Genomic DNA, 25,902 nt, shown 5'->3' on the forward strand with positions numbered 1-25,902 from the left:
AAAAGCTCCACAGTTGCCTCGCGACGGCGCTGTGATTGGGGTGTGCTGTCACACAGTCGCGATTCCCTTCACCATAACCATAGCAGTTATCGGCATATTGGGCGCAAAGAGCCGCCTCCCAGGACTACCGGGAAGACATCCACCAGCAGCAGGTGCACTTTGAGGTCACAGCAAAACTATCTACCAGCCGCCATCCGCTTCTTGAACAGGGCCGACAAAAGTAGAGATGCCCTCTTCCCGCAAAGCGTCCAATGCTTCCTCAAGGGCATCCTGCTCTGTCTCAAAGGCATCCTCCCACACGGTGGAATTGTTATTCTCATCGACAATTTCGAGCAGCCAACCGCCCTCACCATCCTCGAATATATCGATTTGCACAGATACCTCGCCCTCGCGGTAGATCTGGCTCAATTCTGACTCTTTCGGTGCAAATTCTTCGCCCATGGGGTTCACCTCGCTATGACCCTGAAAATTCGGCCAGAACTTTGACAAGTTGCGGCTCCCCGGTCAACAAATATTGTTGTGCTGGGACAACAGCTGGAGCGCTTGCTAAATGTACGACAAGCTGTTTTTTTTGCGATAAAATGCGCGGCGATTTTTTCTGCCCCGGATTTACGCTCCGGACTGCATTTAAGGAAGTACCATGAATCAATTCGTTGTCTGTGCACTCTACAAGTTCGTCACTCTGGAGGACTTTGAGTCTCTGCGCACTCCCCTGCTTGACGTTATGCTGGAAAACCAAGTGCGCGGCACCCTACTCTTGGCCCGAGAGGGCATTAACGGCACTGTTGCTGGTTCCCGCGAGGGCATCGACACCATCCTCGCCTACTTGAAATCAGACGAGCGCCTTGCCGAGCTGGATTACAAGGAGTCCTACACTGGCGAGATGCCGTTTCTGCGCAGCAAGGTCAAATTGAAGAGAGAGATTGTCACTATGGGCGTAGAGGGCATTGACCCCCGCCGAGTGGTTGGCACCTACGTCAAACCAAAAGACTGGAACGCCCTAATCAGCGACCCGGAAGTCGTTGTTGTGGATACCCGCAACGACTATGAATTCCAGGTAGGTACTTTCAAAGATTCTCTCAACCCCAATACCGAAACCTTCCGAGAGTTCCCTCAGTACGTCAAAGAGAACCTGGATCCAGCCAAGCACAAAAAAGTCGCCATGTTCTGCACTGGCGGTATCCGCTGTGAAAAGTCCACCGCCTATTTGAAAGAACAGGGCTTTGAAGAGGTTTACCATCTGCACGGTGGCATCCTCAAGTACTTGGAAGAAGTACCCAAAGAGGAATCTCTGTGGGAGGGTGAGTGCTTTGTTTTCGATGAACGCGTCACCGTCAACCACGATCTGGAGCAAGGCCAGTACGATCAGTGCAATGCCTGCCGTATGCCTATCACCAAGGAGGACCAGCAGTCAGAACAGTTTGAGCAGGGAGTTAGCTGTCCGCATTGTTATGACAAAGTGAGTGACGCCGATCGCCACCGCTTCCGCGAGCGCGAGAAGCAGATTCAACTGGCGAAAAAACGCGGGGAAAAACACATGGGCCAAGATGCCCGTGAAATGACTACCGCTAAACGCCTGCAGAAAAAAGAAGAGCGGCGCCGCCAGGCGGAAGCTCAGCAGGCCAAAACCCAGCAGGCGTAGTAATCAGCGAAGTCCCGGCCTGGGAGTGCCCTTGATCTGGGTGAGCCAGGCCTCAGCCTCAGCTTCGGCAACAAATTCCCGCGAACTATGCCGGCACAGGCAGGTGCCGTCGGTCGACAGGGGGGAAGTACAGCGGTTGCGCGGATGTAAAACGGCAATATAAGCGCAGCGCAACACCGGATGCTCGGCTATAAAGCTGGTGAACTGCCGCTGCTCCTCCAGGGTAACCCTCGTGCGCGCATAGCGCATATCCAGTAATACCCGCAAAGGTACACGGTGGCGGTACTTTTCTACCAATCGGGCAGCCGCCTCCATTTTTTCTGCAAATCCCACGGGCCCATAAAATAAAACCCGCGCTATACCCCCTATCGGTCGATAGCTAATATTAAAATTCATGGATGAAAGCACTCGCGCTTTTGTCTTTGTTATTTTTATCGACTACAGCTACTGCAATGCCTGATGTATGCCCTACCTGAGACCAATAACACGGTGGCCACCACAGGTTTGCACTCCTGATATTATTGCCCTCGGCGCAGTATGTCTGTACCACGCAACCGAGTGTTATCCACGAACCGACTAAACATCTCCCGGTATATTCCGTGGATTATCGCGGCTTTTCTGATTATCCGAGTTGTCCCTCCAATAAAAAGTAAAATCACATAAATACCTTGACGATTGCCAGAGGATATTCAGCAGGAATACTTACTCTTTTTACCGCAGAGGCTGAATTCGAGCAGCCATAGGCAAAACTGCCATAAGTATCTACAGAATAAATTGGGTCTGTTAAAAAAATACTAAAACCCTGACGATTAACTCGGCAGCGTACCAATAAAGGCTAACAGGCACACTAGCGCGAGCGAAGGCGCCGTAAATACAAAATCGCAATAAATAAATTATTTAAAGACCCATTTTTCAATGGCTCAACTGCGAGCCATCAACACAAGTCATTATTACGAATCTTTACAGAGACATGAAAAGCCTGCGTTAAATTCTGGCTTATCAAGATTGAGCGCTCCTGCAAAAACGAAATTTCACAGAGGCGCCCGAAGGAGTTCAATATAGGGAGTTTTGCCCCTTTAAAAAACCACAAAAAATAAAAAGTTAATGCTTTGTGATCAATATCGCGGTTGGGTTCAACTAATTTCGATTTCCGGCAGTTCCTCGTCGCTGCTGGCATTCAACCAAACCTGGGCTGCAGCTTTGCGGGCAATTTCCCGGTAGAAACCGGCAATTTCACCCTCGGGATCTGCGGTTACACTGGGACGACCACTATCGATATCGGCGCGAATTTTCTGTGCCAGAGGCAATTCGCCAAGCAGGTGGGTATCGTATTCCTCAGCGATACGCTCACCACCACCTATGCCGAAGATCGGCTCACTATGGCCACACTTGGAACAGGTATGAAGGGCCATATTCTCAACAATACCAAGCACTGGTACCGACACCTTGCGGAACATCTCCACGCCTTTGATAGCATCCTTCAACGCCAAATCCTGTGGTGTAGTCACAATCACCGCACCAGCCAAAGTAGTTTTTTGCGCCAGAGTCAGCTGGATATCTCCGGTACCCGGGGGCATATCCACAATTAAATAATCCAGCTCTTCTTTGGCATCACACCAAAGTGTTTGTGTGAGAATTTGATTGAGTGCACCACTGGCCATAGGGCCGCGCCAAACTGCCGGGGTATCCTCAGTCATCAAGTACCCCAAAGACATTGTCTCGATACCTAATGCATCCACTGGCACGAAGAACTTCTGTTCCTTCACATGCGGGCGGACCCCTTCGGTACCAAGCATGGTGGGCAGGCTGGGACCATAGATATCCGCATCAAGTAACCCGACCCGCGCACCCTCTGCCGCCAGCGCCAAGGCCAGGTTCACGGCTGTGGTGGACTTGCCGACGCCACCCTTACCAGAAGCAACTGCGACAATATTCTTTACGCCACGCAATGGCTCTGGAGCGTTGGCCGATGAGGTGGCAGGGATATCGCTGAATAATTCAAATTGCAAGCCGTGGCCGCCTAGGGGACCACTCTTCATCAGGGGCTCACAGGCCTCGGTAACCCGCTTGCGCCAATGTACTTCCTGGCTTGCGCAGGGGTAGCCGAGGGTAATACCGACGTACACGGTATCATCTTCGTAGCCCACCTCAATATCTGCATCCAGTTGATCCAGCGGCAGGCCACTGGCCGGGTCCTGCAACTGACCAAGGCACTCTGCCAGACGCTCCAGTTCGGCCTGCACTTCCTTTGATAACTCTTCATGATCGTGGTGGTGATCGCTCACGGTATCTCCCTCTAGGTGCTTCTTGTCAGAACCGCATTGTGTCGGATGAAGCGGCCCAGCGCCAGCGACGGGCTCAATCCCGACCGCTTTATACACGAGCATGGCCCACACCTCCCCGGCATAGTACAAATCTGCTATATTTCGCCGTCTTTTGACGATCTCCGGCCACTCCAGCGGAGCCTCCGGCCGCAACCCCACAGCGATGGAAAAACCGATGCCCGATACGCGCAAAATCCTAGTCACCAGCGCACTCCCTTACGCCAACGGCTCCCTGCACCTGGGCCACATACTCGAATATATACAGACCGATATCTGGGCGCGTTTTCAACGCTCCCGCGGTAACGACTGCCTGTACATTTGCGCCGATGATGCGCACGGCACCGCAATCATGCTCAAAGCTGAGCAGCTGGGTCTGACACCGGAGCAACATATCGCCAATATGCAGGCGGAGCACGAGCGGGATTTCGCCGACTTCCTAATCGGCGTGGACAACTACCACTCCACCCACTCGGAGGAGAACCGCGAGCTGTCCGCTATGATCTATCGCCGCCTCAGTGAAAATGGCCACATCGCTTCGCGCACCATCACTCAGGCCTTCGATCCGGAGAAACAACTCTTCTTGGCGGATCGCTATATCAAGGGCACCTGCCCCCGTTGTAGCACTCCCGATCAGTACGGTGACAACTGTGAGGCCTGTGGTGCCACTTACAGCCCCACGGAGTTGATTGATCCAGTGTCCGCCATCTCTGGCGCCACGCCGGTGGAAAAAGAGTCAGAACACTTCTTCTTCACTCTCCCCGCCTTTACCGAGTTCCTGCGCAACTGGACCCGCTCCGGAACCCTGCAGGATGAAGTAGCCAATAAGCTGGCTGAGTGGCTCGAAGAGGGATTGCAGGAGTGGGACATCTCTCGCGATGCGCCTTACTTCGGTTTTGAAATCCCCGATGCGCCGGGCAAATACTTTTACGTATGGCTGGACGCCCCCATCGGCTATATGGCCAGCCTGAAAAATTACTGTGATAAGAATGGCAGCGACTGGCTCGATTACTGGAAAAAAGACAGCGATGCCGAGGTATATCACTTTATCGGCAAGGATATCGTCAATTTCCACGCCCTGTTCTGGCCGGCCATGCTGGACTCCGCCGATTTCCGCACCCCCAATAAAGTGTGCGTACACGGCTTCCTCACCGTTAACGGCAAGAAAATGTCCAAGTCCCGTGGCACCTTTATTAATGCCCGCAACTACCTGGACCATCTGAGCCCGGAATATCTGCGCTATTACTTCGCCGCCAAACTCACTGCGGGCGTGGATGACCTGGACCTCAACCTCGACGATTTTATTGCCAAGGTAAATTCCGATCTGGTGGGCAAAGTGGTCAATATCGCTTCGCGCACCGCCAAGTTTGTCAGTAAGGCCGGCGGCAAGCTCGCCACCGAACTGGCCGATGAACAGCTGTGGAATCAATTTGTCGAGGCCGCACCGCGTATTGCCGATTACTACGAGCAGCGCGAATACGCACGCGCCATGCGCGACATAATGGCCCTGGCCGATGCCGCCAATGCCTGGATCGCCGACAAGGCACCCTGGTCCCTTGCCAAACAGGAAGGCACTGAAGCCGAAGTACTGGCGATTTGCTCTCAAGGCGTAAATATGTTCCGCGCCCTGATCACCTGGCTGGCACCGGTACTACCCAATACCGCGCAAAAGGCAGCGGAATTCCTCAACAGTGAGCTGGATTGGACCCAGGCCACCACACCGCTAGCGGACCACGAGATCAAAAAATTTAAACCGCTGCTACAACGGGTGGAAAAAACCCAGGTAGATGCGGTGATGGAAGCCGCACAGGAATCACTGGCCCAGCTACAGGCTGAAGTCAAAGCGGCCAGTGGCCCGCTGGCAGAAGACCCTATCGCCGAGCAGATCCAGTTCGACGATTTTGCCAAAGTGGACTTGCGTATCGCCCTGATCGCCGAGGCGGAACACGTCGAGGGCGCCGGCAAACTGCTGCGTTTGACATTGGACCTGGGCGGAGAGACCCGCCAGGTATTCGCCGGTATCAAGAGTGCCTATGCGCCGGAAGACCTGGTGGGCAAGCACACCGTTATGGTAGCAAACCTGGCTCCGCGCAAAATGCGTTTTGGTGTGAGTGAAGGCATGGTGCTGGCCGCCGGTCCAGGCGGTAAAGACCTGTGGATTCTCGAACCCCACACAGGCGCCAAGCCCGGTATGCGCGTAATGTAATTTATTTTGGAGGTGGACACTGTCCACCTTAGCGCAGCGATACCGCAATTAAACCGGCGCACACCAGCCCTACGCCTAACAGCTGGGGTCTGTGTGCCGGTTCTCCCAACAGCCAAATAGCAAATCCCACTCCCAATGGAATACTGAGCTGGCGTAAAGCGACCACGTAGCTCACATTTTCCGTCATCGTCATCGCCAGCAGCACCAGTCCATAAGTCGCTCCCATCATCAGGCCGGTCAAGATACCAACCTTCAAATCCCGCAGATTTTCTAATAATTGTCCACGCCCCACTCGACTCATACAGCCACACAGTAACCAGACTCCACTGACAAAAAACTGCAAGCCCAAGTAGCTATACGCCACCACCGCAGGTGTTACCGCGTCGCCAAGCGCCTCTTCCAAATAAAGCAGTGCGCCCTTATCCGCCAATGAATATCCCACCGTACCCAGTGCCGCTACCAGAGCCCAGGCGCAGTCCGCTCTCCAGTACACGCTCCAGTGCCATTGACGAAAATACACCAGCGGCACCAGCAAACAGCCGATCGTCACCAACAACATGCCCAGCCAGGCTTGCCAGGGCAGAATCTGTCCTAACAACACCGTTGCCAGTGCCACAAGGAGTACCGGCAGAGCCCGTGCGATGGGGTAAACCAGGCTGATATCGGCGCGCTGATAGGCCAATGCCAGCCCCCCCATATAAATCATCTGAAAAAAACCGCTGGCCAGTAACAACAACCAGAAAGCACGCGGCAGTGAATGAGCCTGTGACAGGACCCAGAGACCAAGGGGGAGAAGTAGTAAACCCACACTAAGGGTGGCGATACAGAAAAAAGCTGGGGAGGGGGTGCGGGATTTTCCCAGTAAATTCCAGCCCGCGTGAAGAAATGCCGAGATTAAAACCAATGATGCTGCAGTTATCGATATTCCCATAAAGGCCCTCTTCATTTGTGACAGAAAGGCCCGTAAACAAACCGTAGCCAACCCTACAAGATCTGCAGCCGTCCTATAAAAGCCATTGCATTCGACCTCTGCTGACGTAGCATGCCGCTATCTCACACAGGAAATTGAGGAGATTCCATGCGCGGAGTATTTCTGGACGCAATGACCATGAAACTTGGGGAGTTGAATATACAGTCCCTAAAAAACAGTCTAGATCATTGGGATTTCTATGAGACCACCTCAGCCAAGCAAACCGCCGAACGTATCGCCGATGCGGACGTAGTTATTACTAATAAAGTGGTTTTGGACCGCACGCTTCTGGAGCAGGCCCGCTCTCTCAAGCTGATCTGTGTGTGCGCTACAGGCACGAATAATATTGACCTGCAAGCCGCACAGGACTTGGGCATTCCCGTGCGCAACGTGCAGGGATACGCCGGCGCTTCGGTACCACAGCACACCCTGGCACTAATTCTCGCCCTCGCTTCCCGCTGGCATCACTACCATCAGGACGTCATGACCGGCCGCTGGAGTCAGTCGGAAATTTTCTGTTTACTCGATCATCCTGTCGTAGAACTAGCTGGTAAAACCCTGGGAATAATCGGTTATGGTGAATTAGGGCAAAGGGTCGCCAAACTGGGGGAAGCCCTGGATATGCAGATTTTGGTGGCGGAATCCTTCAGTGGAGAAAAACGCGCTGACCGGGCACCATTGGCGCAGCTTACAAAGGAATCTGATGTAATCAGTCTGCACTGCCCCCTCACGAAGCAGACGGAGAAATTGATCGATCGCGATTTTATCGCCAACATGAAACCCGGCGCACTGTTGATCAATACCGCACGGGGCGGCTTGGTGGATGAGGAGGCCGTGGCCGACGCACTGCGCAGTGGAAAGCTCGGCGGCGCCGCACTGGATGTTTTGAGTGAAGAGCCCCCACCGGCGAGTCACCCCCTACTGGCCACTGATATTCCCAACCTGATTGTCACGCCTCACAACGCTTGGATCAGCCGTGAGAGCCGCCAGCGCTTACTCGATGGTGTGGTAAACAATATTGAGGCCTGGAAACGGACACTCACACCATAAATGCCATCAGCCCCCTGTAGAGACACCGATCAATAGCGATATAACTAAATTCACCAAAACAGTTCGGAGTTATTTTTTATTACCCTAAATAAAGAGCCAATGCTTCTGTGAATTGATTGCTGCGACTATAGAATTCTGCGGCAATCATCCCCTGAAAAGGAGCAACCCGATGGCAACTGCAAGATCTCCACATAACTCCAGCAGGGATAAGCTGCAACAGGCCTATAATCTCGCAGGAGAGGCCGCTTCTGATGCTGCTGAAAACCTGAGACAGAGAGCGAGATCTTCTGTCCAGCAACAGAGGCAACGCGCTTCAGAGGTTATGGAAAAAGCGGAGTCTTCCCTGCGGGAAAGACCGATCCTCGCAGTCGGCTGTGCTTTTGTGGTCGGCTGGGCAATCGCCAAGCTTTTTAAATAAAGCCAAAGCGTTTGCCGTTTTAACCGGTAAGGAAACCGCCGATGGGCAATGGAGAAAAACGCCAGGGAACTGACCAGAATTCCGACCCGACCGCGCAACAGCGCGGGCGGGACGGTTCCGCTGAAGGCAGCGGTAACGGTTATAGTAGCGACACTGGCGGCAGTTTAGAGGAGACTATGGCTCGTGTTGAAGCCACTCTCACTCTTATAACTGCATGGATGGGTAATATTCAGCGCTTATTTCAGCTAGAGCTGGAGAGAACCCTAACAGCCGGGAAAAGACTGATTATTCTGCAGTTGATGCTGGTACCCCTGGGAACCGCACTACTCGTCAGCCTTTGCGGTGGCATTGGTTTGATTGCCTACTATTTTAGCCAATCGATCTATATCGGTTTCCTTGTATTTGTACTGATACAAATTGCCCTTTTCCTCGGTGTGTTGCTTTATCAGCAAAAGCTGCGCCCTCTGCTGGGATTTGAAGAAACCAAACGGCAGGTAAAAGAGGCCCTACAAGATGTCGCTGAGACAATTAAATAGAGAAATTACACAATGCCGTGTGGACGCTGAAAAACAGCGCCGCAGTGCGTTGCGTTTGTTTGATCAACAGCAAAGGCAAGTCAACCAGCAGCTGGGCAAAATTCCTATAGTGGCCATTCTCGGCTTCGCTTTTGCCGCCGGCTTTATTACCGAAAAACTCTGGCAGCTGCCACACACCTCACAAATCATTCAATTCGCACTCTCTATGCGCGCCCTATAAGCTATTTCGCTAAAGCTAAATAAGCAGAGAGACAACCATCTCACCCTGGGCGTGCAATAGAAAAAACTGCCATTCAATACTGCTCAGCTGTCTTTTTGCGCCATTTTGTCCTGGGTTTTTTCCTCAAAATCACTGGCGTCATGGCGTTCATGGAGCTGCTTACTGGGATCCCCCCAGGTGCGGTTCACCATACGCCCACGCTGTACCGCCGGTCGCTGTGCAATTTCATCAGACCAGCGCACAAGGTGTTTGTAACTCTCGGTCTGCAGGAATTCGCTGGCATCATAGGCCTCATTACGGATCAGGGCTCCGTACCAGGGCCAGATGGCGATATCTGCAATGGTGTATTCACGCCCAGCGATAAACTGGTGCTTAGCCAGTTGCCGGTCCAACACATCCATCTGACGCTTTACCTCCATGGCGAAACGATTGATGGGGTACTCCAGTTTCTCGGGCGCATAGGCATAAAAATGCCCAAAGCCTCCACCGAGATAGGGCGCCGCCCCCATCTGCCAAAACAGCCAATTGAGAGTCTCGGTACGCTGCTCCGGTGTATGCGGCAGAAAGGCGCCAAATTTCTCTCCCAGATACAGAAGAATTGATCCGCTTTCAAAAACCCGAATTGGTGGTGTCGTACTGTGGTCCACCAGGGCTGGGATCTTTGAATTCGGATTGATATCCACAAAACCACTGCCGAATTGCTCGCCCTCAGTGATGCGAATCAAGTGGGCATCGTATTCCGCCCCTTCAACCCCCAGTGCCAGAAGCTCCTCCAGCATAATCGTAGCCTTGGCACCATTGGGGGTTCCCAGGGAGTACAGTTGCATCGGGTGCTTGCCCCGAGGTAATTCTTTATCATGGGTGGCTCCCGCTATGGGGCGGTTAATTTTGGCAAACTGCCCACCACTTTCCGCATCCCACTTCCAAACCTTGGGCGGAGTATAGGGTTGATCCGGCATTACAGAGCTCCAACTGGTGTTACGGGTTAATCCAATAGAGATAAGGGCATACTCCCCGAGAGTAAAGGGTCGCGCCAATAAATCCATGGAAACCTTAAATCGCCTCTCGCAAGCATCGCGCCCTAGCCCAGAGGTACCAACTATTCTCAAAGCCAGAACCTAGCTTGGCACCTTACGGGGGTCCTCTGCTGCCAGAAGATCCCCCTCTGAGTTGAAGGCCCCCCGCGACTCACCCATAATACCGGCCCTGCGCGACATTCGACGGAGCCCCAGGCCCTCTGCCTCTCACCGGGGCACCTCGACTCCGCCAAGGCGCTTGCATCATTTTGTTCCTGGGCTTCAACCGGACCTGATATGACCGAATTTGCAGTCATCCTGCTCAGCACCATCCTGGTCAACAACTATGTGTTGGTGCAGTTTCTTGGGCTATGTCCCTTTATGGGTGTCTCCAACAAACTGGAGACCGCCGTGGGTATGGCTGGCGCCACCACTTTTGTACTCACACTGGCCTCAATCTGCTCTTACCTGGTGAATACCTATTTGCTTGAGCCCTTTGGCATCGAATACCTGCGCACTATTTCCTTTATTCTGGTGATCGCGGTAGTGGTGCAATTCGCCCGTATGTTTATCGAAAAAACCAGCCCACTGATGTACAAGGTTTTGGGCGTTTTTCTGCCGCTAATTACCACTAACTGTGCCGTACTGGGCGTAGCGCTGCAAAACACCATGAAGGCCCACACATTTATACAGTCCACCCTGTATGGCTTTGGCGCCGCGGTAGGTTTCTCCTTGGTATTGATTCTTTTTTCCTCCATGCGCGAGCGATTGTTTGCCGCGGATGTACCGCTGCCATTTCGCGGCGCCGCTATTGGCATGGTCACCGCAGGGCTGATGTCCCTGGCATTTATGGGCTTTAGCGGTCTGGTATAGGGTTACGTGATGCTGGACTGGATTTCTGAAATTTCCTCCCCCCTGCTGGTACTCGGCGGTATGGCTCTGGTGTTTGGCGCCCTGCTGGGATTTGCCGCCATTCGCTTTAAGGTGGAGGGGGACCCTCTGGTAGAACAGGTCGATGCCCTGCTGCCGCAAACTCAGTGCGGGCAGTGTGGCTATCCCGGTTGCCGTCCCTATGCCGAAGCAATTGTGCATGGCGACGCCATCAACAAATGCCCCCCAGGCGGTCAAGCCACCATCAACGAGCTGGCCAACCTGCTGGATATGGAACCCATGCCCCTGGATGCAGAGCACGGGGTCGAAGATGTAAAAAGAGTGGCCTTTATTCGCGAAGCCGAATGTATTGGCTGCACCAAGTGCATTCAGGCCTGCCCTGTGGATGCCATCGCCGGCGCAGCCAAATATATGCACACCGTAATTGCCGACGAATGCACTGGATGCGATCTCTGCGTAGAGCCCTGCCCCGTGGATTGTATTGATATGGTGCCCGTAGATATGCCGCTACAAGATTGGCATCCACAAAAGCCCGAAGACGGTATCCAGCTGATTGCCACCGACCGTCGCCCGCAGCAAACAGATCAACGGGGAGGTGCAGTTTGAACCCCGAAAATGAAATCCGCACAGCGCTACAGGAAAAAAACCAGCGGCGCGAAGCGGTAGAGGAGCGTCGCGCCGCCCGCGAGGCACAGCTAATCGCCAGCGAAAAGGCGCGGGAACTGCGCCCCAATGATTTCCACGGCGGCGTACATCCACCGGAAAACAAGCAACAGAGTACCGGCGAACCCATTGGCAGCATTCCCCTGTCCGAGGATTTGATTGTGCCTCTGCTGCAACACAGTGGTGCCACTGCATTGCCCCTGGTCAAACTCGGCGATGACGTACTAAAAGGCCAAAAAATTGCCGAGGCGGATGGCCTGATCAGCAGCCCTGTGCACGCCCCCAGTTCCGGTAAAGTCGTGGCCATAGAGCCCTGCGCCGTCCCCCACCCTTCGGGGCTCGCCGAGGACAGTATTGTGATCCGTACTGACGGCGAGGAGCACTGGTGTGAACTGCAACCCTGTGAGGATTACACCCAGCTTTCACCTGTTGAGCTTCTGGAAAAAATTCGCGACTGCGGCATCGCCGGTATGGGCGGTGCGGGCTTCCCCACCGCGGTAAAGCTCGATCCCCACGGCGGGGCGGAAATCGACACACTGATCATTAACGGGACAGAGTGCGAGCCTTACATTACCGCCGACGATATGCTGATGCGCGAGCGCGCTGAAGAGATTATCGCCGGGATTGGCATCATCTCTTATATCCTTGATGAGCCCGAGCGCGTATTGATCGGGATTGAGGACAATAAGCCGCAGGCCATTGCCGCCATGCGCGAAGCCGCCAGAGATACCCGCTTTGATATCGTGGTGTTCCCCACCAAGTACCCCTCTGGTGGGGAAAAGCAACTTATCCAGATTCTCACCGGCCGCGAAGTACCCAATCAGGGCCTGCCGGCCAATGTCGGCATCGTCTGCCAGAACGTGGGTACCGCCAGGGCCATTTATCGCGCCGTTCGCTTTGGTGAACCTCTAATCAACCGGGTAACCACGGTTGTTGGGCAAGCCCTGGAGCGCCAGCGCAATATCGAAGTGCCCATCGGTACTCCCATTCACCATATTCTCAAACACCACGGTATCCACCGCAATCAGATGCAAAAGGTGATTATCGGCGGTCCCATGATGGGTTACACCATCGACGATGAGCGCGCCCCTGTAGTCAAAACCACCAACTGCCTATTGGTGCCCACCAACCAGGAGTTGCCACCAGCACCGGTAGCCAAGGCTTGTATTCGCTGCGGTTACTGCGCCGAGGCCTGCCCAGCTTCACTGCTGCCACAGCAGCTGTATTGGTATGCACGCGCCGATGAGCGCGAAAAGCTGCAAGCTTATAACCTGTTCGACTGCATCGAATGCGGCGCCTGCTCCTATGTCTGCCCCAGTACCATTCCGCTGGTGCAGTATTACCGCGCTGCCAAAGGGGCAATACGCTTGGCGGAGGAGGAGAAAGAAAAGTCCGACCGCGCCCGCGATCGTTTTGAATTCCGCAAGCTCCGTCTGGAAAAGGCCGAGAAAGAAAAAGAAGCCAAACGTGAGGCACGCCGCAAGGCAGCCGAACTGGCGCGCCAACAGCGCGAGCAGAGCCCCGAGTCCGAGGAAGCCAAAGAGAGCAAGCAACAAGCAGATATCGTCGCCGCTGCCCTGGCCCGGGTTAAATCCCGCCAGGAGGATCCCCAGCAGCTGCTCGCCCGTGCCCAGCGCACCTTCTCCAGCGCTGAAAGCCGCGTCGAACGCCTGCGCAATAAGGTGGAGGCCGCAGAAGAAGGTCAACGCGACCAGCTGGCAGCCCAACTCAAGGCTGCCGAGTTAAAACTGCAGGAAGCCGAACACAAGCTCACCCTGGCCAGGCGTCGCGCCGATCGCGATCCCGCCAGAGAGCCCAGTCAGGAAGAGACCAGTGCCGCCGTGCGCGCTATCACTAAGGCGCGTGCCTCGGCAGAAGCTCGCTCTCAAATGAGCGACGCCGAGCGACTCGCCGCAGATATCGAGGCCCTGCAGAAGCGTCTTGGCAAAGCCGAGGCAAGGTTGCAAAAAGCCAAAAATGAAAATGATGCCAACCTGGCGGCCTTTGAGACTGCCTTGGAAAAGCTGCAGAAAAAGTTGGAAGACAAGATGCGAGAGCAAAAAGCCGCACAGGATGGTCGCCAGTAATGTCCTTGATGCGAGCCACCTCCCCCCACGCCCGCTCCGGCGATAACACGGCCAAAGTGATGTTGCAGGTAGCGGCCGCCACCGCACCTGGTGTTCTGGCCATGGTGATTTATTTCGGCATCGGCGTGTTGATCAATATTGCCTTCTCTGTAATTACCGCTCTGCTGTGCGAAGCCGCAATCATGAAACTGCGGGACAGGCCCGTGGCTTTCTACCTGCGTGACTACAGTGCCATGGTCACGGCACTCTTACTGGGCATTGCTCTGCCTCCATACTGTGCCTGGTGGTTGCCGGTAGTCGGCAGCGCCGTGGCCATCGTATTGGCTAAACAGCTATATGGCGGCATGGGGTACAACCCTTTCAATCCGGCCATGGTGGGTTATGTGGTATTGCTGATCAGTTTCCCGGTGGATATGACCCGCTGGGTTGGCGCAGCGGATGTGATCGGTGGTGCACCGGATATTGGCGAGGCCATCTCCCTGGTCTTTGGCAGTTACAACGTGGATGGTTTCACCCGTGCCACCCCCCTGGAAATCGTGCGCCTCAACGAGTCAGTGTTGCTGTCACAACTCTACGAGATGGAACCGGTTTTCAGCCAGGGGACTTTTGCCGGGGCCGGCTGGGAAACCATCAGTTTCGGGTTCCTGTTGGGCGGACTTTTTCTATTGTTTCGCGGCATTATCACTTGGCACGCGCCAGTAGCCATGCTCGCAACCCTGACCCTGATCTCTCTGTTTTTCTACGACAGCGGCAGCTCTCTTTCCGAAGGCTCACCACTGCTGCACCTGTTCTCCGGCGCTACCATGTTCGGGGCCTTTTTCATCATCACAGATCCGGTCAGTGGCTGTACCAGTAATAAGGGGCGCCTGATCTTCGGTGCCGGTGTTGGACTCTTCACTTATATTATCCGCGCCTGGGGCAGCTACCCGGATGCCGTGGCCTTTGCGGTACTGCTGATGAACTTTGCCGCACCCACCATTGATAATTACACCCTGCCACGCACTTATGGCCACAAGCGGGCGCGTCGCGCTACTGACTTGGAGGAGCACTGATGCTCAAGCAGTCTATGGCCACCAATGCCGTTGTGCTGACCCTGTTTGCCCTGGTCACTGCAGGCACTCTGGCAGTGACCCAGATCACCACCCGAGAGCCCATTGAACGGGCGATACGCGCAGCCTCTGCCAAAGCCCTGCTGGAAATTATTCCTCTGGATCGCCACAGCAATGACCTACTTGTGGACACCTATCCAATTCCCAAGACCTACTGGAATCAACTAGGGCTCTCTCAGGGTGGCGATATCAACTTAGCGCGTGGCAAAGACGGTAAGATTTCAGCGGTCATTGTACCGGCGGTGGCACCAGACGGTTACTCGGGCCCAATCAAAATGCTGGTAGGCGTCAACCGCGATGGCACCATAGCTGGTGTACGGGTCACCAGCCACAGTGAAACGCCGGGCCTTGGTGATAAGGTCGAACTTAAAAAAAGTGATTGGATTCTTCAGTTCGATGGCCTCTCACTGAAAAACCCTCCCTCTAGTGAGTGGAGAGTTCAAAAAGATGGCGGGGTCTTCGACCAATTTACCGGTGCAACGATCACCCCCCGCGCAGTGGTTGCTGAAGTACATCAGGTGCTGGAGTTTGTCGCCAACAACCATCAGCAAATATTCAGTGCACCTGTGTCCAAGCGAGCCGTTGAGGTGGAAAATCCTGAAGCGGAAAATACTGATGAGGCTCAGCCCAATACGGAGCAGAATTAATGGCGACCCCCGGTTACGCAGAAATTACCCACAACGGACTCTGGAAAAATAACCCCGCCCTAGTTCAGCTTTTGGGGCTCTGCCCCTTATTGGCAGTTACCGGCTCAGTGGTCAACGCTATTGGTCTGGGGCTCGCCACCACTGGTGTACTCACCTGTTCCAACTTGGCAGTTTCCCTAGTACGGAAACAGATGCCCGACACCGTGCGTTTACCCGCCTCGGTAATGATCATCGCCACCTTCGTCACCTGTGTCGAACTCTTGATGAAGGCTTTCACTTATGAGCTCTACCTGGTGCTGGGAATTTTTATTCCATTGATTGTTACCAACTGCGCCATCCTCGGCCGCGCCGATGCCTTCGCCAGTAAAAATCCAGTGCTGCCGTCACTGGTCGATGGTTTTATGATGGGGGTTGGCTTTACCGCAGTGCTGATTGCTATCGGCGCCGTGCGGGAAATACTCGGCCAGGGCACTTTGTTTTCGGATATGGATTTGCTATTGGGGCCTATGGCCAAAGACTGGAGCCTAAACTTGCTGGGAAGTAATTATCCCGGTGTGCTGGTGGCGGTGTTACCGCCCGGTGCATTTCTGGTAGCCGGTCTACTGATTGCAGCGAAAAATGCTATTGATGCAGGTATTGAACGGCGCCGCAGTCAGCAAATCAGAATTGTACCTGGCTCCAAACGGGTGCGCGTTACTGGAAAAATCTCTTAAGATTGCCCCAAACAAGCCCTTATTCCCTACGACAATCGTTTAGTGTAGCGAAAGCTATTCGATTGTCGCTGACCTACTTGCCGAGTAATTGTCATATTCCGGTGAGAAAAAGACCTAGGATTGACGTCTAAATCTTTATTTTCTGATTCAATAAAAGCCCCCTACACAAAAGTGCACCATATTGAGGAGATTCACGTAGAAAAACCACAAGTGAAGCCTCTGACTTGTGCAATCTTCGTGTAATCGAATGTAATAGCTTTATTCTCTCTTTTTGAATTCGTTTGGCTAGAATGGCACGACCGAACAGCTTGCTAGAGCGATCGGAGCCAACACAAAAAGAACAGGGATACTGCTATGACTGTAGACAATGGAAAGTCTGATCTGGTCTATCACGGCCGCCGCGCACAGCGAGCCGACAGCCGCCTGCGCCGCAAGGCCATCCTAGAGGCCACCCTGCGACTAATCGTAAAAGAGGGGATTCGCGGTATCCGCCACCGCGCCGTAGCTCGCGAAGCGAATGTACCACTGGCCGCCACTACCTACTATTTTAAAGACCTCAACGATCTGATCAGTGATTCATTCACTTACTTCGTTGAGCAGGGATTAGAAAGCACACGCCAACTTCAAGAAGAAAGTTTCAATGCGGCTCGCAACCTCTCTTCACAAGAGCGCGCATCGAGTAGTAGTCACAAACTGTTGGTGCAGCAGCTCACCCGCTTCATCCTCACACATGTGCGCAACCAGGCTGAAGATCGTGACCGCCGTTTGGTTGAGTTGGCCTTCCGCAATGAGGCGCTGCGCAACGAGCAACTGACCAGGGCGGTACGCATGTCAAGCCATGCGAGAGAGTCCCTAATTCAGGAATTCTTCCACTTGCTGGGCGTTGTTGATCCAGAAGCCGCTGCGCAAATCGCTCATGGCACTATTCTCAAGTTGGAATATGAAATTTTGAGTGGCTCCATTGCACTGGATTCCCCATTGCTTGAGCGCACAGTCACCATGATGGTTCGCGGCTTAATTCCTACAACAGCTACCCAAGTTGCCGAGACCGCAGCATACGGCTGAAATATAAAGACTATCTCACAGGTTAGCGGCACGGTGCCCAAACACTGTGCCGCCTTCTTCCTTAAGTGGCCAGCCTGACATCACTCACTGCACTATGAGCAACTCCCCGACATAGCCGCCACCCACTGGCGTAGTAAGCTCACCCCCTCTTCATGTACCAAACTTCGCCCTAACTCCGGCATCATCGCGCCCGGATCGCTGGACTCTACACGGAAATTCAAAATTGAGTGATCCGGCTCTCCCGGTACTATGGCAAATACCCGCCCTCCACTGCCAGTACCCGCCGCTACTGGTGGTTTACACAAGCCCATCTTGCGCCAGTCTGTTTCACTGTGATGAAGCATCAGCCCCGATGTGTCAGCGGCACCGGCCGGGTTATGACAGTGACCGCAGTTGATATCGAGGTAGGCGCGAGCTCTATCTTCTAGCGATTTTGAAGTATCTGCATAACTAGCCTGGCTTGGTAGTGATATCAGCGCGGGAAGCCCTTTGAGATATCCCACTTTCTGCCAGTGGGATAACTGATTCTCTGTTCCACTAAGATAGGTAAAATCTCGATTTAAGTGTCTTGCTCTCGGGCCGAGTGGGGAAATCTTCTTTCCAGTAAAGTTGTCAGCATGGCAACCGGCGCATTGATTGGCATCGGGCACCACATAAGTAAATTCTGAGACATCCCCAGAGTCGTTCACCAGTTTAAAATGTGTGGTATCACCAGCGATTTCATAAACGGCTTCAGTTTGAGCCGCATTCCAAATATAGGGGATCGCCTGCCAGCCCCTCTGACGTTTTACTAACAGACGGGTCTCAATCAAACGCACAGCCCGCATATCCAAAGCTTCTCCACTGCGCCCCTCAAGGTAGTCCCGAGTAAAATTATCGGTGCGCAGAACTGTATTACCCTCTCCTCTTGGATAGTAAAAAGTCTTGGTAAGTACCGTGCCCACCGGATACTCAAACTGCTCCTCACCATACTCTGCCGAGGTGCCGGCGGGCATCCACACGGTTCGCAGTTTATGGGCGTAATCGGTAAAAAGCCCAGTATTTAAATCGTACGGCAGCACACCTGCGTTGGGGATCAAACCGTTATCAATAATATTGACCAGATTCCAGTCACTAAGCCTCTCAGGAATAGCATCTTCGGCAAATAGTTGAACTGGGGCTTGGGCTTTCTCGCAGCCACTGAGGGTGACCATTAATGTAGTAATAAGGAGAAGGAAAGAGCCCACCAAGTAATTCCACTTATTCATTCCCCCCCCTCCAAGACAGCCAAATGATCTCCCGCGCTTTTTTCTTCATCCGGCCGGTCAAATTTCAAAACGACCTCTGGTAGCTTTTTCAGACGGCACTGATGAGCAGAAATATCGGTGGAAATATTTTGATAGTTATTTTGGAAATCAATATTCAATATGCCCACATCCGTGTTATCGATGCATAGCCGAAGGTGGTCTGGCAGGGCGCCCTCAAACATTTTCTTGCTATCCACAACACCATCCCAAAGTACATCGGGCAAGCTTCCACCCAGTCCAAAACGCGCTAACTTTAGCGCCTTAAGTTCTAAGTGGTCTGGTGATGAACCACCTCCTGCAAAGTGATTGTTATAGATATAAATACCTTCCGGATATGGATCGAAGTCTGCCTGAGTCGACTTATCGCTGTAATAACCCGCAGTAAAGTAGCTACTCACAATAATATTGGCAGTATCATTATCCGCAATCTTGTTATCAAATATCTCAACCTGATCATTGGAATTAATCACGATACCCGATCCTGCAGGAACTGCAGCCACAGGGGTTCCTTCATGCCCAAAGTTTTTTACATTGTTTTTAAATATATCGTTATCATAAATACGCGTACTATGCCCAGGCTGAGGCAAATTTGGCATATTAAAAACCAGAATACCCCCCGTATTATTGGTTGCCACATTACCATACACATCAGCACCGATAGTATTTTCTATTTCGATACCCGCCACATTAAACTCAGCGCGATTGTTCCGCACAATCACATTGCGAGACTGACCGACATAAATGCCAGCATCTGAGGCGCCAATAGCTACTGAACCTTCCACCAAGGTGTTTCGTGTCTGCACCGGATAAATTCCATAGGCACCATTTTCTGTAGATGGACCATTAGTCCACTCAACACGAATATTACGAATAATAATGTTTTGCCCTTCATTAATTTTTAAGGCATCACCCACCGTATCCTCTATTGCCAAGTTTTCTATCGTGAAATCGTTGGCATTGACCAACAGTCCCTCAGCCCCTTGAATTTGACTCTTAAAGGAGAGGATAGATTTATCCATTCCCATACCACGAATAGTGACATCATCAACATTTAGAGAAAGACTACGATCAATCTGAAATTCCCCTTCAGGAACAATAATGACATCACCTGGCTTAGCAGCAATAAGTTGCCTCAACAGTTTTTTCTGAAAATCAACGTCATTAGTTGCAGGATTTGATTGAGGGGCTTTCTTCTCTCCGCAGGCGGAGACTAGTAATAACGTGAGAGCCACCCCGATGTAGGACAAGGTCTTCATGCTTCACCCTTTGTTTGAATTATTGTTTGTAGCTACTACATCTGGCTTTGGTAGGTACGAATGTACCAATTAAGTCGCGCAAAAAAACTTGCTAGGCAAGCTTCTGCATACTATCTGACCCCTAGATACCCTTCAAGACACTATTATTATTTGAAAGACTAGAAAACATGCAGGGCTACCAGCTTGGCGCTTCATGCAACCAATTATTGAAAGCACGTTTGCCCGTACCCCACATTCCCTAAGGAATCGCAATCAAGATGGAATTTCGCAAGTTGATTTTAATGCCATTTGCCTTTCTAAGTTTTCAGGTGCTTGCTCAACCGACTTTAAAAATTGAGATTACAACTCCAGAGGGATGGCAGTTTCATACTCGACAGATATTGAGTGAATTAACCCTAAGTAAGGAATCTAAGTCTACATCTGCCCAAACAGCGCCCTCAGAGTACCAGGCAATTCGCTGCGATGGCCCCTGGGGGGCTGTAAAATATACTATCCCCCTATTAAAGGGCCCCGGTATTAAAATCTTATATGGAACAGATAGTCTTTTTCTGCAAGTTATTGAATATTCTGTTGACAGTAAAGAAGGTGCCATTTATTCAATGAGTATTCAATGCATTGATGTCGAGCCCACACAGATAATCAATGCGATCACTGAAATTGAACTCTCTATTGGAAAAGAAGCTTCTGAGCAATTGGAGCTCAGCAATGGCTATATTCTTAAGTACCATTACAAGCCTGGCTGAAGAATTTACAATAATTTAGCTGTTCAGAAACCTACCTATTTTTTCATAAGCTTCTGCACAAATATCTTTGAGCAAATCTTCAACATTTAAAAATCCATGTATAACACCCTCAAAGTGTATATACTCAGCGTGTGCACCAGCCGACCTCACCCTCTCAAAGTAAAATTTACCCTCATCACACAAGGGACAAAACTCTGCTGTAATCACCAGAGTTTTTGGCAGCCTTTGAGTAAAATCCATATAAAGTGGAGATGCCGACTTTCTACACTGGCCATCCCGAAAATATTTTTCAAAGAACCAGTAACATTTCTCAGCTTCTAGAAAATATCCTTTCCCATATTTTTGGTAAGATTGACAGCCTGCCGTATAGTCAACACAAGGATAAATGAGAACCTGTTTGTCTATATAAATCCCAGTGTCAAATTGTGCTATATGCGACAAAGTTGCCGATAAAGAACCACCTGCAGAGTCTCCCGCTACTGAGAGTAACTTTTGATAGTCGATCTTGTGTCGGGCAAGACTCGTCCAGACTCCACGAGCTACAGCGCAAGTATCTTCAACATTGGCTGGATAGGGGTTTTCTGGAGCAAGCCGATATTCTGGTGCCACCACAATATGCTGTGTAGCTATCGCCATTTTACGACAAATAGGGTCATAGGCTTTAACACTATCCAGCATATGACCACCCCCGTGCAGATATAAAAGAACCGGTAGTGCCAAGCTCGAATTAGGGTTAAATATCCTCACGGGGACATTGTATCCACTGGTATAGATTTCATCATCTATCACCTGGTCAATGCCTGGGATGTCTGTAACATATTCCTGTATCATCCTTTCCGACCTCTCGCGAGAGTCGATAACACTAAAGGCATGACCTTTGGCTGTACGCTCTGATAACAACTCATTGCATACTCTGAGAAATTCAGAGAGGTGCGGATTTACTTTCCTCAAAAGAGACCTCCAAAGAGTAACAGCACCCATAGTGTTTTGGTGCAGAAAGGAATATTACAATTGAGTTGAGATAAAATAGATTCAAGACAAGCTGATAAATGAAGGGGGTAAGCCAGCCGGCTCAAGTAAAACCGACTGGCAGATAAACACAAAAATTCACAGGTAGTGATCTGTGAAAAATAAAATCAGTGGAAAACAGGAGCGGACACATAGCTCCAAAACAATACCGTGCCCACCATTATTATTACAGCGATAACCAGGGAAACAGTAATAATTGCACTGGCAAAAAGAAATCCTCGCTCCTCTGAGACACCCATAACAATAGGAATCCCCAGGTAAAGTAGATACACCGCATAAGCTACCGCCACAGTTGCCAACAGAATATCCAACCACAACACCGGATAGATTCCCGCAATACCTGCCAAAAATATTGGAGTTGCTGTAAACCCTGCCACGACTACACCTTTCATCGGGTGCGTTTCTGCACCATAGGTTCTCGCCATCCAGTGAATTAAGTAACCAATTGAGACAACCGCCAATACCATCGTACAATAGAAAACCGCTACCAATTCCAACGCACTCTGGCCGGTTATTCTTACCGGATTCCCATTGCCGATACTCCAACCCACCTGAGTAGTGCCAAAATACCAGGCGATTGCAGGGAATAGTGCCAAAATAATAACGTAGGAGATTTGTCGGCGAAGTTTTTTCTCGGGGAGGCAGCTAATCAACTCCCACTGCTTGCGAGGTTGGAGCATCAGGCCGAACATATGGGTCAACATTCTGTTTTCCTCAGGTTCTAGGGAACTCTGAGTGCGACCTATCTAGTCAAATTGATCTTGGAACTGCCGGTCAATATGAAGGTACTACCAAAAGGCCACCCCAAAAGCTCCAGTGCGTTTCTTCTTGTATCGAGTTACTTGTAGGAGCAACAGTCGTTCAAGTCAACCGTAGAAAAGAGATTGGCGGGAATGCTTACATGCACGTTTCTCGCGGAAACATTTTTAAAGCATGAGGTGATACCAAACAACCCCAGACTAAAGGGAAAGAGACAGAAGTAGAGAAAAATCAAATGCTGCCATGCTAATTTTGCTAATTAAAAAAAGTAACCAGCCACCAACCTACAGCCGGTTACTTTTAATTATTTAGCTAAGCTCAGAAGCTCGCAGGTTCAACAGTCTGCATCCAGCCAAAGCGATCCTCTGCCCGCCCCTCTTGAATATCCAGAAGCGCCTGACGTAAAGCTTCGGCCACAGGACCTGGAGCCTGCTGCAGCTCATAGCAATGCTCTGCATCACCAATAACGCTAATAGGGCTGATAATAGCAGCAGTACCGCAGGCAAAAGCCTCTGTGCAGCTGCCAGAAGCTATCTGGCTGAGTAATCGATCAACCGGAATAGACTCCTCTACGACCTGATAGCCCAGGCTTTCGGCCAGCTCCAATAGTGAATAACGGGTAATACCCTCCAGGATGGAGCCGGTCAGTGCTGGCGTATGTAATGTCCCTTCAATTACCGCAAAGAAATTCATGCCAGAGAGTTCATCTACGCTGTTTCGGTCAGACGGATTGAGCCATAGAGACTGATCGTAACCGCGCTCCTTGAGCCGCCCTACGCTCAACAGAGAGGCCGCGTAGTTACCGCCAACCTTGGCATCCCCGGTGCCACCCACTGCGGCGCGTGCATCTTCCCTCTCCACCCAAAGACGCATGCTACCGGAGTGATAAGCCTCTGAGGGACTGGCAATCACATAGAACTCATAAGAGCTGCTAGCAGATACGGTAAGGTCCGCCTGGGTGCCAATCAGAAACGGCCGCAAGTAGAGAGACTCGCCGCTATTACCGGGTACCAGGTTGGCACAATAGGAAGCAACAGTACGCACGGCATCGAGAAACAGGGGTTCTGGCACCGGGGGCATACACAAGCGTTTGGCAGAAAAGGCCATTCGCTCAGCATTTTTCTCGGGACGGAATAGAGCAATACCACCAGCCTGGGTCCGGTAGGCCTTCATTCCTTCAAAACACGATTGAGCGTAGTGCAGCACTTTTGCTGCAGGATCTATCGACAAGGGTGCATAGGGAATCAACTCACCCTGACTCCAACAACCGTCCTGATAGACTGCACGAAACATTATAGGGGCCATTGCCGTCCCGAAGCCCAGCCTCTCGGGTATTTCATATCCACGCAGGCTTGCGGCCACTTCGGGATCGATATAGATGCTCACCGGCACTCTCCTCTCATTCGAATCGGCTGATTATGGCGCCTGTCGGCCAGCAATCCAAATGTAGTGACCACAGACCCCATGGCTTTAGCCGTTTTCACCTAATCAAACCTATTCATATAGGATGAAAATCCAAATACTCCTGTTTTTACCCCTGCAGCGCAGAGCCATCGAGTAGTCACTTAAATTTACTCTAAAAATTTTTGGCACTTACTTGCCGACCTTCGGCACTGCTATTTCTCCCCAGCTGCTAAACCGAAAGAGTGCCCGCAGGCATCCCGGTAACCTATTCACCGGTTGGTTGAAGTCTCCGTCACAATCCCTCTGATGACAGACTGTGCTGGCTATACTGTTTAATACGCAGCCAGGAGCGCAAAAATAAGCCTCCGGATGCGGCTTCTCTGAGCGGCTATGAGTAAAAAGACGTGCCTTCAGAGTTGTAACAGAACCACATTTCAGGAGAGAGCTTCCACCGTATCTGTCGGTTTTCCGGCGATCGGGCGGAGACGAGATCCACACCCCTGCGTGATGGCTAAGGCCTATTGCACAGCTGTGGGCAAAGTAAACCGGAATGGAAGTGGTTCAATCGTGACACAGATAGATACCTGCAATCGCCTTGCTATCGGCTTGATGTTTACAGCCACAGCACTGCTGTGTAACGGCGCCATTGCCGCAGATGACGCCACTGCGAATCCAGATCCGAAAGGCCCTCCCCAGGCCTTTATTGAAGCCGCCTCCAAACCGCTGAAAAAAAACCGAAGACAACTGCGCCCCTCAGAGGCTGTCGAATATTACCGTGAACGCATTGAAGATCTTGAAGCTGAGTATGGTGCCTATGGTATCGGTATTGATGAGCAGCTGCTGGGCCTGGCCACTGCACTGCAGAAAGCTGGAGCCCATGAGGAAGCCGCCACCGAATTCCGCCGTGCAATGTTAGTTAATAGAGTGAATGAGGGCCTCTATTCCCTCAGCCAGATACCGATGATTGAACGCTTAATAGAAAGCCAGATTGCGTTGAATCAATGGGAAGAAGCCAACGACAACCAACAGTATCTCTACTGGTTGCACGAAAAAAATTACGGTAAAAAAGATCCTCGGATGTTGCCTGTAATCAATAACCTGAGTCGCTGGCACCTACAGTCTTATGTTGAGAAGAAAGGTGAGACTCTGGTCGAGCACCTAATCAACGCCACCAAGCTCTACACCCTCGCAGTCGATATCATCAGCAAAAATTTTGGCTCCAACGATCTGCGTCTTGTGGACGCACTACGCGGGCTGAAAGCAACGAATTACTATCTCGCCAATTACAAAGGAGAGGCCCAGGCGCCGCTCGTCGTCAATACCAGCTTTGGCGGCGGCCCCGATGTAAGTCAGCGCAGTATGGTAGACCACTATCGAATGAAGAGCTTCAATACTGGTAAAAAAGCGATTACCCGAATCGTTGATGTCTACCAGCGTAACCCTCAATCGCCCCCGGCCGCATCTGCAAAAGCAAAAGTCGAGTTGGGCGACTGGTATATGATGTTCAATAAATGGCATTCCGCGCGCCGCACTTATGGAGAGGCTTATAAATCTCTGTGGGACAATGGTGCCTCCAGCGATGAAATTGAGGATATTTTTGGTCGCCCGATCGCACTTCCTGCCCTGCCGATTTTGGAATCGGAAAGCAAAGCCCTGGCCAACTCACATATCACTGTTTCTTACGATGTCACTGCCTTTGGCAAAGCACGCAATATTAAAATCCTCAGAGCCTACCCATCCGATAAAGTACAGATTCGCTCCAAAGTCCGAAACATACTTAAACGCGCCAAATTCCGGCCGCGCTTTGAAGATGGTGAAGCGGTAGCAACACGCGGTATTGTTCAGCGCTTTGTTTTCGATTGAGTGATTCA

Annotated in this window: 25 protein-coding genes; 15 read left to right on the forward strand and 10 right to left on the reverse strand. The window is 51.7% G+C overall.

The window, feature by feature from the left end; genetic code table 11:
* Window positions 1-180 precede the first annotated feature (180 nt).
* Window positions 181-441: a hypothetical protein gene (locus ACJJH9_RS16430; protein WP_252084598.1), complete on the reverse strand. Its 261-nt coding sequence runs from the start codon at window positions 439-441 to the stop codon at window positions 181-183.
* A gap of 199 nt (window positions 442-640) precedes the next feature.
* Between ACJJH9_RS16430 and trhO the strand changes: the two genes are divergently transcribed.
* A complete protein-coding gene (gene trhO, locus ACJJH9_RS16435) occupies window positions 641-1,642 on the forward strand; it encodes an oxygen-dependent tRNA uridine(34) hydroxylase TrhO (RefSeq protein ID WP_444883787.1) in 1,002 nt (333 codons plus the stop codon).
* 3 nt (window positions 1,643-1,645) lie between these two features.
* On the opposite strand, the gene ACJJH9_RS16440 is transcribed toward trhO, so the two are convergent.
* Together ACJJH9_RS16440 and apbC are read right to left on the reverse strand one after the other, a co-directional pair.
* Complete coding sequence (locus tag ACJJH9_RS16440; RefSeq protein WP_444883786.1) at window positions 1,646-2,038, reverse strand: hypothetical protein; 393 nt, start codon at window positions 2,036-2,038, stop codon at window positions 1,646-1,648.
* 737 nt (window positions 2,039-2,775) lie between these two features.
* A complete protein-coding gene (apbC, locus tag ACJJH9_RS16445; protein WP_252085959.1) occupies window positions 2,776-3,927 on the reverse strand; it encodes an iron-sulfur cluster carrier protein ApbC in 1,152 nt (383 codons plus the stop codon).
* Between the two features lie 214 nt (window positions 3,928-4,141).
* On the opposite strand from apbC, the gene metG reads away from it, so the two are divergent.
* Complete coding sequence (gene metG / locus ACJJH9_RS16450) at window positions 4,142-6,169, forward strand: methionine--tRNA ligase (RefSeq protein ID WP_444883785.1); 2,028 nt, start codon at window positions 4,142-4,144, stop codon at window positions 6,167-6,169.
* A gap of 28 nt (window positions 6,170-6,197) precedes the next feature.
* Here the strand turns inward: metG and ACJJH9_RS16455 are convergent, their stop codons facing one another.
* Complete coding sequence (locus tag ACJJH9_RS16455) at window positions 6,198-7,100, reverse strand: EamA family transporter (protein WP_444883784.1); 903 nt, start codon at window positions 7,098-7,100, stop codon at window positions 6,198-6,200.
* 147 nt (window positions 7,101-7,247) lie between these two features.
* Here ACJJH9_RS16455 and ACJJH9_RS16460 point away from each other — a divergent pair, with 147 nt between their 5' ends.
* From ACJJH9_RS16460 to ACJJH9_RS16475, 4 genes are all read left to right on the forward strand, one after another.
* Window positions 7,248-8,189 (forward strand): D-2-hydroxyacid dehydrogenase, encoded by a 942-nt coding sequence (locus ACJJH9_RS16460; RefSeq protein ID WP_444923402.1) that lies wholly within the window; start codon window positions 7,248-7,250, stop codon window positions 8,187-8,189.
* Between the two features lie 169 nt (window positions 8,190-8,358).
* A complete protein-coding gene (locus tag ACJJH9_RS16465) occupies window positions 8,359-8,607 on the forward strand; it encodes a hypothetical protein (RefSeq protein WP_252084591.1) in 249 nt (82 codons plus the stop codon).
* A gap of 41 nt (window positions 8,608-8,648) precedes the next feature.
* Window positions 8,649-9,143, forward strand: a complete 495-nt coding sequence (locus ACJJH9_RS16470) for a hypothetical protein (RefSeq protein ID WP_444883782.1) — start codon at window positions 8,649-8,651, stop codon at window positions 9,141-9,143.
* Window positions 9,121-9,363 carry a hypothetical protein gene (locus tag ACJJH9_RS16475; RefSeq protein WP_444883781.1) on the forward strand — a complete coding sequence of 81 codons (243 nt, stop codon included), beginning with the start codon at window positions 9,121-9,123 and terminating at the stop codon, window positions 9,361-9,363. Before ACJJH9_RS16470 ends, ACJJH9_RS16475 begins: the two co-directional genes overlap by 23 nt.
* An 83-nt stretch (window positions 9,364-9,446) precedes the next feature.
* On the opposite strand, the gene yghU is transcribed toward ACJJH9_RS16475, so the two are convergent.
* A complete protein-coding gene (yghU, locus tag ACJJH9_RS16480) occupies window positions 9,447-10,322 on the reverse strand; it encodes a glutathione-dependent disulfide-bond oxidoreductase (RefSeq protein WP_444885955.1) in 876 nt (291 codons plus the stop codon).
* Window positions 10,323-10,676: 354 nt separating this feature from the next.
* Here yghU and rsxA point away from each other — a divergent pair, with 354 nt between their 5' ends.
* The 7 genes from rsxA (at window position 10,677) to ACJJH9_RS16515 (ending at window position 17,554) form a co-directional block, all read left to right on the forward strand.
* Window positions 10,677-11,252, forward strand: a complete 576-nt coding sequence (gene rsxA / locus ACJJH9_RS16485; RefSeq protein ID WP_444883780.1) for an electron transport complex subunit RsxA — start codon at window positions 10,677-10,679, stop codon at window positions 11,250-11,252.
* 9 nt (window positions 11,253-11,261) lie between these two features.
* Window positions 11,262-11,876 (forward strand): electron transport complex subunit RsxB, encoded by a 615-nt coding sequence (gene rsxB / locus ACJJH9_RS16490; protein ID WP_252084588.1) that lies wholly within the window; start codon window positions 11,262-11,264, stop codon window positions 11,874-11,876.
* A 116-nt stretch (window positions 11,877-11,992) separates the two neighbouring features.
* On the forward strand, window positions 11,993-14,020 hold the full coding sequence (rsxC, locus tag ACJJH9_RS16495; protein WP_444925231.1) for an electron transport complex subunit RsxC: 2,028 nt from the start codon (window positions 11,993-11,995) through the stop codon (window positions 14,018-14,020).
* The gene (locus ACJJH9_RS16500) at window positions 14,020-15,072 is read left to right on the forward strand and encodes an RnfABCDGE type electron transport complex subunit D (RefSeq protein ID WP_444883778.1); all 1,053 of its coding nucleotides are present in this window, start codon (window positions 14,020-14,022) and stop codon (window positions 15,070-15,072) included. Before rsxC ends, ACJJH9_RS16500 begins: the two co-directional genes overlap by 1 nt.
* On the forward strand, window positions 15,072-15,776 hold the full coding sequence (rsxG, locus tag ACJJH9_RS16505; RefSeq protein ID WP_444883777.1) for an electron transport complex subunit RsxG: 705 nt from the start codon (window positions 15,072-15,074) through the stop codon (window positions 15,774-15,776). The genes ACJJH9_RS16500 and rsxG overlap by 1 nt, the downstream gene beginning before the upstream one ends.
* Window positions 15,776-16,489, forward strand: coding sequence for an electron transport complex subunit E (locus ACJJH9_RS16510; RefSeq protein WP_252084585.1), 714 nt, complete (start codon window positions 15,776-15,778; stop codon window positions 16,487-16,489). Before rsxG ends, ACJJH9_RS16510 begins: the two co-directional genes overlap by 1 nt.
* Window positions 16,490-16,843: 354 nt before the next feature.
* Complete coding sequence (locus ACJJH9_RS16515; protein WP_444883776.1) at window positions 16,844-17,554, forward strand: TetR/AcrR family transcriptional regulator; 711 nt, start codon at window positions 16,844-16,846, stop codon at window positions 17,552-17,554.
* A gap of 92 nt (window positions 17,555-17,646) precedes the next feature.
* On the opposite strand, the gene ACJJH9_RS16520 is transcribed toward ACJJH9_RS16515, so the two are convergent.
* Entirely contained in the window at window positions 17,647-18,801 is a 1,155-nt protein-coding gene (locus tag ACJJH9_RS16520; RefSeq protein ID WP_444883775.1) for an SO2930 family diheme c-type cytochrome, read from the reverse strand.
* Window positions 18,798-20,096 carry a parallel beta-helix domain-containing protein gene (locus ACJJH9_RS16525; protein WP_444923403.1) on the reverse strand — a complete coding sequence of 433 codons (1,299 nt, stop codon included), beginning with the start codon at window positions 20,094-20,096 and terminating at the stop codon, window positions 18,798-18,800. Before ACJJH9_RS16525 ends, ACJJH9_RS16520 begins: the two co-directional genes overlap by 4 nt.
* 257 nt (window positions 20,097-20,353) lie before the next feature.
* Here ACJJH9_RS16525 and ACJJH9_RS16530 point away from each other — a divergent pair, with 257 nt between their 5' ends.
* Complete coding sequence (locus ACJJH9_RS16530) at window positions 20,354-20,839, forward strand: hypothetical protein (RefSeq protein ID WP_252084581.1); 486 nt, start codon at window positions 20,354-20,356, stop codon at window positions 20,837-20,839.
* Window positions 20,840-20,854: 15 nt separating this feature from the next.
* Here the strand turns inward: ACJJH9_RS16530 and ACJJH9_RS16535 are convergent, their stop codons facing one another.
* From ACJJH9_RS16535 to ACJJH9_RS16545, 3 genes are all read right to left on the reverse strand, one after another.
* Window positions 20,855-21,820: an alpha/beta hydrolase gene (locus ACJJH9_RS16535; RefSeq protein WP_444923404.1), complete on the reverse strand. Its 966-nt coding sequence runs from the start codon at window positions 21,818-21,820 to the stop codon at window positions 20,855-20,857.
* A 155-nt stretch (window positions 21,821-21,975) separates the two neighbouring features.
* Complete coding sequence (locus ACJJH9_RS16540; RefSeq protein WP_252084579.1) at window positions 21,976-22,572, reverse strand: Yip1 family protein; 597 nt, start codon at window positions 22,570-22,572, stop codon at window positions 21,976-21,978.
* Window positions 22,573-22,945: 373 nt separating this feature from the next.
* Window positions 22,946-24,013 carry a branched-chain amino acid aminotransferase gene (locus ACJJH9_RS16545; RefSeq protein WP_444883772.1) on the reverse strand — a complete coding sequence of 356 codons (1,068 nt, stop codon included), beginning with the start codon at window positions 24,011-24,013 and terminating at the stop codon, window positions 22,946-22,948.
* Window positions 24,014-24,598: 585 nt separating this feature from the next.
* Between ACJJH9_RS16545 and ACJJH9_RS16550 the strand changes: the two genes are divergently transcribed.
* Window positions 24,599-25,894 (forward strand): tetratricopeptide repeat protein, encoded by a 1,296-nt coding sequence (locus ACJJH9_RS16550; RefSeq protein ID WP_252084577.1) that lies wholly within the window; start codon window positions 24,599-24,601, stop codon window positions 25,892-25,894.
* Window positions 25,895-25,902: the final 8 nt, after the last annotated feature.

The organism is Microbulbifer mixtoriginis (SeqCode), from assembly GCF_052466715.1.